Origin of the sequence: Pseudomonas sp. RA_35y_Pfl2_P32 (assembly GCF_963970735.1) — a bacterium.
Taxonomy (GTDB): Bacteria; Pseudomonadota; Gammaproteobacteria; order Pseudomonadales; family Pseudomonadaceae; genus Aquipseudomonas.
The window spans coordinates 86906-96216 of sequence record NZ_CAXAQF010000024.1; the positions used below are offsets into that span (position 1 = coordinate 86906).

Annotated in this window: 7 protein-coding genes; 3 read left to right on the top strand and 4 right to left on the bottom strand. The window is 62.1% G+C overall.

The genetic code is table 11. The features are described from left to right. Positions 1 to 13: 13 nt before the first annotated feature. Positions 14 to 1510 carry a helix-turn-helix transcriptional regulator gene (locus AACY45_RS22665; RefSeq protein WP_339547477.1) on the bottom strand — a complete coding sequence of 499 codons (1497 nt, stop codon included), beginning with the start codon at positions 1508 to 1510 and terminating at the stop codon, positions 14 to 16. 32 nt (positions 1511 to 1542) lie between these two features. Here AACY45_RS22665 and AACY45_RS22670 point away from each other — a divergent pair, with 32 nt between their 5' ends. Then, positions 1543 to 1776, top strand: coding sequence for a hypothetical protein (locus tag AACY45_RS22670; protein ID WP_339547478.1), 234 nt, complete (start codon positions 1543 to 1545; stop codon positions 1774 to 1776). A 50-nt stretch (positions 1777 to 1826) separates the two neighbouring features. Here AACY45_RS22670 and AACY45_RS22675 read toward each other — a convergent pair whose 3' ends face one another. Both AACY45_RS22675 and AACY45_RS22680 read right to left on the bottom strand, forming a co-directional pair. Continuing rightward, the gene (locus AACY45_RS22675; protein ID WP_339547479.1) at positions 1827 to 3128 is read right to left on the bottom strand and encodes an ATP-binding protein; all 1302 of its coding nucleotides are present in this window, start codon (positions 3126 to 3128) and stop codon (positions 1827 to 1829) included. A gap of 4 nt (positions 3129 to 3132) precedes the next feature. Continuing rightward, positions 3133 to 3834: a response regulator transcription factor gene (locus tag AACY45_RS22680; RefSeq protein WP_339547480.1), complete on the bottom strand. Its 702-nt coding sequence runs from the start codon at positions 3832 to 3834 to the stop codon at positions 3133 to 3135. A gap of 251 nt (positions 3835 to 4085) precedes the next feature. Here AACY45_RS22680 and AACY45_RS22685 point away from each other — a divergent pair, with 251 nt between their 5' ends. Both AACY45_RS22685 and AACY45_RS22690 read left to right on the top strand, forming a co-directional pair. Beyond that, positions 4086 to 5243 carry an efflux RND transporter periplasmic adaptor subunit gene (locus AACY45_RS22685; RefSeq protein ID WP_445261210.1) on the top strand — a complete coding sequence of 386 codons (1158 nt, stop codon included), beginning with the start codon at positions 4086 to 4088 and terminating at the stop codon, positions 5241 to 5243. A gap of 16 nt (positions 5244 to 5259) precedes the next feature. Further along, complete coding sequence (locus AACY45_RS22690; protein WP_339547482.1) at positions 5260 to 8358, top strand: efflux RND transporter permease subunit; 3099 nt, start codon at positions 5260 to 5262, stop codon at positions 8356 to 8358. Between the two features lie 119 nt (positions 8359 to 8477). On the opposite strand, the gene AACY45_RS22695 is transcribed toward AACY45_RS22690, so the two are convergent. Beyond that, positions 8478 to 9311, bottom strand: an 834-nt coding sequence (locus AACY45_RS22695) for an Ig-like domain-containing protein (RefSeq protein WP_339547483.1), incomplete at its 5' end; no start/stop codon positions are given.

Consider the following 9311-nt stretch of genomic DNA (forward strand, 5'->3'; position numbering starts at 1 on the left):
TGCATTTGCACCTTTATTTCGGGCTCTTCAGCCGCCTCTCACCGCCAAACAATCCACGCTCACGGGCCCAGACGATCGCCTCGCTGCGGCTGTGTACCGCAAGCTTGGAGTACACCGTGGCCACGTGATTACGCACGGTGTTGGGGGCCAACGTCAGGCGCGCGGCGATCTCTTTGTCGGCCAGGCCTTCGCAGATCAAGCCCAGCACGTCGCGCTCACGGGCGGTAAGTTCGGTAAACGCCACGCTCGGCCGCAGACTGCGATGGGCACTCTTGGCGTTGGCCAGCTTTTCGATCAGGGTCTGGCTGAACCAGGAGGCGTCCTGCATCACCTCCTCGATCGCCATCACCAGTTCCTGTTCGGTGCGTTTGCGTTCCGTGATGTCCATCAGCACTAGCAGATAACAAGGATGGTCCTGGATGCTCACGGTGTCGGCCCAGACCGCACAATCGATCAGCACCGAGTCCTGCTTGCGCACTTGCAGGTCGACGCTTTCCACGCTACCGCACTTCTTCAGCGTGGCAAACAGCTGGCTGGCGGCATCCCGGGTGGCGAAAAAGCCGAGCTCATCGACGGTCTTGCCCAGCAGCGTTTCACTGGCGTAACCGCTGCTGTTGAGGAAGGCATCGTTGACGTCCACTACCTGCAAGCCCTGGGCGCTGCAGATCAAGGTCGGCACCGGGCTCATGCGAAATGACTTGGCGAACCGTTCCTCACTCTGGCGCAGTGCGGTTTCGGCCTTGCGACGCAATTCCAGGTCGACGAAGGAAAACAGCATGCACGCCTCTTCGTTGAGGTCCAGCGGCTGCCCGGCCACGACCACCAGTTTGCGGCTGCCGTCGGGCAAACACAGGTCGGCCTGCATCTGCGGAACGGTAATGCCCTGGCTCAGGCGCTCGATGGCCAGGTCACGGCGTTCGGCGTCTTCCAGCACGTCCAATTCGTACAACGAGCGGCCGATGATCTGCTCGCGTGGATAACCGGTCATTTCCACGAAACCCTGGTTGACCTTGAGGTAACGCAGGTCGCTGAGGCGGCAGATCACCGCCGGGGCCGGGTTGGCATTGAAGGTTTTTTCAAAGCGCTGTTCGGCGCTGGCCCATTCCGTGGCATCACTGAGGATCAGCACCAGGGATTCCGGCGCCCCGTGCTGATCGGTGAGGATCATGCTGCGGATGCGGTGTACCCAGGTGCGCTCCGGGTCGGCGCTCGGCGTGACTTCGACCACCACATCGCTGAAGGTTTCGCCATTGGCGACCCGGCTGATGGGGTAGTTTTCCACCGCCACCGGATGGTTGTTGCGGTAGCGCAGGGTGAAACGCCGGGCATACTCGCGGGCGTTGGCCCCCAGGTCGCTGATCTGCTCGACCCCGTGCATGGCCAACACCGCGTCATTGGCCCACAGCAGGGTCTGGTCCGCATCCAGCAGAATCACCCCGTCGGACAGCCCGGCGATGATTTGCTGCAACTGCCGGCGATTGGTTTCAGTGGCAAGTACATCCTGGCTCATTACGTCTCCCCGTTGCGCTGGGTCTGTGCCCCGTGAAGGGTACGACCGCAACGCACGGCGTTCGTGCCTGTAGGAGCGAGCTTGCTCGCGATGGCGGTACAGCAGGCGGTGCACAGGTCCTGGGCCTGGGCGCCGTTGGCACCTTGCAGGTCGGCGACCGCCTGGTGGTGGATGACGGGGTGATCCCGGACCTGGACCTGGAACAACTGCGCGCCGAAGCCCGGGCGCGGGTGCAGCAGTTGTTGCAGGAGGTGATAGAGGGGTGAACCGTCCCTCTTGATGGCGCTGGACTGCCTGACCACCTACCGGCTGGTGGTCAGGCCGAGGCCGGCAACCACAACCGGAACCGCGCCCCGCCCAGCGGTGACGCTTGCACCGTGAGGGTGCCGCCCTGGGCTTCCAGGGCCCTGCGGCTGATGGCCAGGCCCAGGCCGAAGCCGCCCGTGGCGCGGTCACGGCTGCGATCGAGGCGGTAAAACGGCTCGAAAATCCGCTCCCGTTCCTCCTCAGGGATGCCGATACCGTCATCGTCGACCCAGATTTCACAGCCTTCGGGCAGCACTTGCACGCCAATCTGGATACGCCTTTCGCAATAGCGCATGGCGTTGCGCAGCAGGTTCTGGATGGCCCGGGCGGTCAGGCGCGGGTCGAGGCTGAAGCGTTCGAGGTGGCCGTGCAGCAGCACGTCGATCACGATGTCCGGCGATTCCAGTTCTTCGTCGACGCTGCCCAGGATGCTGTCGATGAATTCGTCCAGTGCCACCTCGATCTGCTCCGGCACACGTGCCGGGTTTTGCAGGCGACTGTAGGACAGCAACTCCAGGACCAACTCGTCCAGTTCACGAATGTGCGCCACCAGGCCTTGCAAGCGCTCACGGCTGGCGATCGGCAACTCATCGGATAACGCCAGGGCCAGGCCGAAGTCCAGGCGAGTCAAGGGCGTGCGCAGTTCGTGGGACACTGCATTGAGCAAGTCGCGCTGCTGGTTCAGCAGGTTCTCGATGTCGCCGGCCATGGTGTCGAAGACGTGGGCCAGGCTGCCGATGTTGGAGCTGGCGGCGATCTGCGTGCGTTCGCTCAGGTGACCCTTGCCGAAGCGTTCGGCGGTGTTGCGCAGGCGCTCCAGATCACGCCAGTGGGGACGCAGCCAGAACAGCAGGCAGGCGAGCAGCGCCGCACCGATCAGCACATTGATGCCCCAGTACAGCAGACTGACGTCCAGCGGATCCGGCGGCACCACCAGCTTGATCGCCTGCGACTCATTCAAGGGTGCCGCGGCCAGCGTGCGCCAACCCCAGTCGCCGGTGCGCACGGTCATTTCACCGCGCTGCAAACGCTCGCGTTCATGGGCGGTGAAACCCTCGTCGCTGATGGGAACCACGGCGATCTGCAACGGATGAAATTGTTGATCCAGCTCCGCGGCAAGCGCCGGCCATTGAGCGCTCGGCACCCCTTGAAACTGTTTGACCAGCAGGTTCTGCACGCCCCGGGAGTGGTCCAGGTTGTAGCTGGAAAAGCGCTCGTGAAAGACCATGACCACCAGGTCTGGCACCAGGTAGATCGCCGCACTGAAGGTGACGATGGTGATCAGGTACAGGCGAACCAGAATGCGCAGCATGGCTTCAGCATTCCCACTCGGAACGGCTGAACAGGTAGCCCTTGCCCCACACCGTCTTGATCTTGCGGGCTTCGCCGGCGTGGTCGTCGAACTTGCGCCGCAGCTTGGAAATCGCCACGTCCACCGAGCGGTCGGTGCCATTGAATTCGATGCCGCGCAGGCGCTGCAGGATCTGGTCGCGGCTCAGCACTTCCCCGGCATGCCGGGCCAGGACCACCAGCAGGTTGTATTCGCCGCTGGACAGCTCCACCGGTTGCTCGCGCCAGGTCACCGTGCGCTCCGACAGGTCGATGCACAAGTTGCCCATGAGAATCCGGTCGCTGGCGCTTTGCGGTTCGTTGAGGCTGCTGCGCCGCAGCAAGGTGCGCACCCGTGCCAGCAAGACCCGTGGCTCGCAGGGTTTGGTGACGTAGTCATCGGCGCCCATTTCCAGGCCCAGGACCTGGTCGTGGCTGTCGTCGCGGGCGGTCAGCATCAGGATCGGCAGGCTCGCCGAGTCGGCGCGCAACAGGCGGCACACCTGCAGGCCGTCAAGCCCGGGCAGCATCAGGTCGAGGATCACCAGGTCCGGCGGGCTGACTTGCGCCCGTTCGCGCACCTGATCGCCACGGCTGATCACATTGACCTGATAGCCATTGCGCTCGAGGTAGCTGGCAATCAGTTCGGAGAGCGCAGAGTCGTCTTCGACCAGCAGGATGTTGGGCATGGGTGTTTCCAGAAATAGCGATGGCGTCTGGACCGCTTCCATCGCGGGCAAGCCCGCTCCCACAGGGTGTTGCAGGTGGGAACGGGCTTGCCCGCGAAGGCGGCTCGACAGACACAAAAGAAGTCAAGGATATACGCCCTCACGCACGCCTGAGCAAAACCTTCACACAATTTCACACAGCCACTACAAAGCTTCACCGATACCCTCGCCGGCTGCCCGTAGCATGCCCGGGTCATTATTGGGGTATTTACATGTCCAAGAACCTGTTTGCACCGCTCAGCCTGATTGCACTGGCATTGATGCTGAGCGCCTGTGACAAGTCTTCCACCGCGGACGAGGCCGCGCCGCTGGCCAGCGTGCGCATCGAAACCCTCGAAGCGCGTCCCCTGTCGATCAGCAGCGAGCTGAGCGGGCGGATCGCCGCGCCGCGCATCGCCGAAGTGCGCGCCCGGGTCGCCGGGGTGGTGCTGCAACGCGCCTTCCGCGAAGGCAGTGACGTGAAGCAGGGCCAGGTGCTGTTTCGCATCGACCCGGCGCCGTTCAAGGCTGACCTGGACAGCGCCGACGCGGCCTTGCGCAAGGCCCAGGCCAATGCGTTCCAGGCGCGCTTGCAGGAGCAACGTTACGCCCAGTTGATCAAAGACCAGGCCGTCAGCGCCCAGGATTACGACAACGCCCGTGCGGCCACGCTGCAGGCCAACGCCGACGTCGCCGCCAACCAGGCCGCCGTGGCCCGTGCCCGGCTGAACCTGGGTTACGCCACGGTCACCGCGCCGATTTCCGGGCGCATCGGCCGCGCACTGGTCACTGAAGGCGCGCTGGTCGGACAGAACGAAAGCACGCCCCTGGCGCTGATCCAGCAAATGGACCCGATCCACGCCGACCTGACCCAGTCGACCCGCGAGCTCAACGAACTGCGCCGCGCCTTCCGTGCCGGGCAAATGCAGCAAGTCGGCCAGGACCAGGCCAAGGCCACGCTGATCCAGGACGACGGCAGCCTGTATCCACTGCCAGGCAAGCTGCTGTTCTCTGACATCAGCGTCGACCCCGGCACCGGCCAGATCATTGTGCGCAGCGAGTTCCCCAACCCCGATCTCGACCTGCTCCCCGGCAGCTTCATTCGCGTGCGCCTGGAACAAGCGGTGAATCAGCAAGGCATCAGCGTGCCGCAACGGGCAATCCAGCGTGACAGCGCCGGCATTGCCCAGGTGTTGCTGCTCGACAGCGAGGACCGGGTCAGCCAGCACGCCGTGCAACTGGGCCCGGTGCAACAGGACCGCTGGATCGTCAGCGCCGGCCTCAAGCCCGGCGACCGCATTGTCATTGAAGGCCTGCAGCACGCCCGTCCCGGCGACAAAGTTGCCATCGACGACACCCCACTTCCCCACGCCCTGATCACCGGGCAGTAGGCAGGACGCAGATTTTATGCCGCATTTTTTTATTGACCGCCCAGTGTTCGCCTGGGTGGTCGCGCTGTTCATCCTGTTGGCCGGCGCCCTGGCCATCCCGCAACTGCCGGTGGCCCAGTACCCGGATGTGGCACCGCCACAGATCGAGATTTACGCGGCGTACCCGGGTGCCTCGGCGCAAACCGTCGATGAAAGTGTGGTCAGCCTGATCGAAGAAGAGCTCAATGGCGCCGACCATCTGCTGTATTTCGAATCCCAGAGCAGCCTCGGTTCGGCCACCATCACGGCCACCTTCAAGCCGGGCACCAACCCGGAGCTGGCCCAGGTCGATGTGCAGAACCGCCTCAAGGTGGTGGAGTCGCGCCTGCCGCAAGCGGTGATCCAGCAAGGCTTGTCAGTGGAGAAGGTGTCTTCCGGCTTCTTGCTGCTGATCACCCTCACCTCAAGCGACGGCAAGCTCGATGACGTGGCGCTCAGCGACTACCTGGCGCGCAACGTGATGAACGAGATCAAGCGCCTGGACGGGGTCGGCAAGGCTTCGCTGTATGGCGCCGAACGGGCGATGCGCATCTGGGTCGACCCGCAGAAGCTGATCGGTTTCAACCTGACTCCGGCAGACGTCAACGCCGCGATTGTCGCCCAGAACGCCCAGGTTGCCGCCGGCAGCATCGGTGACTTGCCGACCCACAACAGCCAGGCAATCACCGCCACCGTATTGGTCAAGGGGCAACTGTCGACGCCCGAAGAGTTTGCCGACATTGTGCTCAAGGCCAACCCGGACGGCTCCACGGTGCGCGTGGGCGATGTGGCGCGGGTCGAGATCGGCAGCCAGGAATACCAGTTCTCCACCCGCCTCAACGGCAAGCCCTCCACCGCGGTCGGCGTGCAACTGGCACCCGGCGCCAATGCCCTGAACACCGCCACCCTGGTGCGCGAGAAGATGGACGAACTGGCCCGCTACTTCCCGGCCGGCGTGGAGTACAAGATCCCCTACGACACCTCGCCTTTTGTCAAAGTCTCGATTACCAAGGTGGTCTACACCCTGGGCGAGGCGATGCTGCTGGTGTTCGCGGTGATGTACCTGTTCTTGCAGAACATCCGCTACACACTGATCCCGACCCTGGTGGTGCCGGTGGCGCTGATGGGCACCTTCGCCACCATGCTCGCGCTGGGCTTTTCGATCAACGTGCTGACCATGTTTGGCATGGTGCTGGCCATCGGCATCCTGGTGGACGATGCCATTGTGGTGGTGGAGAACGTCGAGCGGATCATGGCCGAAGAGGGCCTGTCGCCCAAGGAGGCGACCCGCAAGGCCATGAGCCAGATCACCGGGGCGATCATCGGCATCACCCTGGTGCTGGTGGCGGTGTTTATCCCGATGGCGTTCATGCCGGGCTCGGTGGGGGTGATCTACCAGCAATTCTCGCTGTCGATGGCCACCTCGATCCTGTTTTCGGCGTTCCTGGCCCTGACCCTGACCCCCGCCCTTTGCGCCACCTTGCTCAAGCCAGTGGCCAAAGGTGAGCTGCACGCCAAGGCCGGGTTCTTCGGCGGGTTCAACCGACGCTTCGAGCAGTTCACGGATCGTTATCAGGGCTGGGTGGCCTATGCACTCAAGCGCAGCGGACGCTACCTGCTGATCTACGGCGTGTTGCTGGTGGCGCTCGGCGTGCTGTTCAGTCGCCTGCCCTCCTCGTTCCTGCCCACCGAAGACCAGGGCTATACCATCACCGATATTCAACTGCCGCCGGGCGCCAGCAAGAACCGCACGGTGCAGGTGGCGCAACAGATTGAGGCGCACAACGCCACCGAAGCTGGGATCGGCGACAGCACGGTGATCCTCGGCTTCAGCTTCTCCGGCAGCGGGCAGAACGCAGCGCTGGCCTTCAGTACCCTGAAAGATTGGTCGCAGCGCGGCAGCGATGACTCGGCGGCCTCGATTGCCGAGCGCGCCAACATTGCCTTCAGCCAGATCAAGGACGCGGTGGCCTACTCGGTGCTGCCGCCGCCGGTGGATGGCCTGGGTACCTCCAGCGGGTTTGAGTTCCGTCTGCAAGACCGTGGTGGCCTGGGGCACAGTGCGCTGATGCAAGCGCGCACCGCCTTGCTCGATGCCGCTGAACAGAGTCCGATCCTGGCCAATGTGCGCGAAAGCGCCCTGGCCGAAGCGCCACAGGTGCAACTGATCGTCGACCGCAAGCAGGCCAATGCCCTGGGCGTATCGTTTGCCGACATCGGCAACGTCTTGTCCACCGCGGTTGGTTCCAGCTACGTCAACGACTTCCCCAACCAGGGACGGATGCAGCGGGTGGTGGTGCAGGCCGAAGGCGATCAACGCAGTCAGGTCGAAGACCTGCTGAAGATCCATGTGCGCAACAGCAGCGGCAACATGGTCCCGCTGTCGGCCTTCAGCCGGGCCGAATGGACCCAGGGCCCGACCCAGTTGACCCGCTACAACGGCTACCCGGCCGTGAGCATTTCCGGTGAACCGGCCCCCGGCCACAGCACCGGCCAAGCCATGGCGGAAATCGAGCGCCTGGTGGCCCGGGGGCCGGCGGGGCTGGGCCAGGAATGGACCGGACTGTCCTTGCAGGAACGCTTGTCGGGCAGCCAGGCACCGATCCTGCTGGGCCTGTCGTTGCTGATCGTGTTCCTGTGCCTGGCGGCGCTGTACGAAAGCTGGTCGATCCCGACCTCGGTGCTGCTGGTGGTACCCCTGGGAGTGTTGGGGGCGGTATTGGCGGTGACCTTGCGCGGTATGCCCAACGATGTGTTCTTCAAGGTTGGCTTGATCACCATCATCGGCCTGTCGGCGAAGAACGCGATCCTGATCATCGAGTTCGCCAAGAGCCTGTACGACGAGGGCCACGACCTGCTCGACGCCACCGTGCAAGCCGCGCGCTTGCGCCTGCGGCCGATCGTCATGACCTCCCTGGCGTTCATCCTCGGCGTGGTGCCGCTGGCCATTGCCACCGGCGCCAGCTCGGCCAGCCAGCAAGCGATTGGCACCGGGGTGATTGGCGGGATGATCACCGCGACATTGGCGGTGCTGTTTGTGCCGGTGTTTTTTGTGGTGGTGATGAAGGTGGTGCGCAAATGGCATAAAGACGCCTGAGGCTCTCCCCTATAAAATGTGATGCACTGACAACAAGGGGGCGGATAAATAAATCCGTCCCCTTTCATCTTTTCTTTACAATAACGAACGTCTGCACTCAAAGTGGTTTGGCTGTGGTGCTATATCTCTTCGAGTAAAATGTAGTCATAGTCAACATATATAATTGCTGACGGATCAGAAGATTGAAGTACAACGTTGTTACCAATAGTTAAACCGCTTACTCCTCCCAAGTCGGGAAAGTCAAGCTCAATAGTTACGATGTGCCAAGCTCCATTTATAATAGTTGGGACTTCAACGGTCCTGGCTTTAACCTCATAAATATAAATATAACTTTTATTGATTGCAGGGCCTTGCAGCTTGGTTATTCTGTATCTCAAGCTTATCCTGATTGTTGCGGGTTGAATGAGGCCGATAAGTGCTTTATAGATCCCGAGCTCGTATGACGGTATTATTCCCGATCGATCGTGCCGCAGAATTCCATTGCCGTCCTCTCTCATCAAGCTAAATCTTGATGGAAGATTAGGGTACCAGTTATTGTAGAAGTCGAAGTCTGTAAGGTTTCGATATGCAGTTCCGATGTTGAATGTTCGAGTATTGGAATCTTCCCCCCCGCCATATAACGCTTTTGCCGTGACTGCATAGTACTTTACCGCCAAATTGGTGAGCGTCAACGTCCAGTTTCCAGTTGTGGCGTGGGCAGTCGCCTTACCTATGGGCGTCTTGTTATCGAACACTTCGACTTGCTGTCCGTTAGCGGCATTGCCAGAGAGCACTACAGTCGTTTCCCGCGTGGCGGCTCCATTTGCGATATTGGCGCCGCTAGGTAAGCCTTTGACCGAGGTAATCGTAGGGGTGACCAACTCAATGGCCTTGATGGTGTAAACCTGGTTCGGGAACACCAGCGCATTTTCGACCTTGTTGCTTTTATCCAGCGCGGCCTTGAAGGTGAGCGT

Excerpts from the sequence above, each read along its gene's own strand:
- AACY45_RS22690 (WP_339547482.1), top strand. The coding sequence starts at position 5,260 with ATGCCGCATTTTTTTATTGACCGCCCAGTGTTCGCCTGGGTGGTCGCG.
- AACY45_RS22680 (WP_339547480.1), bottom strand. The coding sequence starts at position 3,834 with ATGCCCAACATCCTGCTGGTCGAAGACGACTCTGCGCTCTCCGAACTG.
- AACY45_RS22675 (WP_339547479.1), bottom strand. The coding sequence starts at position 3,128 with ATGCTGCGCATTCTGGTTCGCCTGTACCTGATCACCATCGTCACCTTC.
- AACY45_RS22665 (WP_339547477.1), bottom strand. The coding sequence starts at position 1,510 with ATGAGCCAGGATGTACTTGCCACTGAAACCAATCGCCGGCAGTTGCAG.
- AACY45_RS22685 (WP_445261210.1), top strand. The coding sequence starts at position 4,086 with ATGTCCAAGAACCTGTTTGCACCGCTCAGCCTGATTGCACTGGCATTG.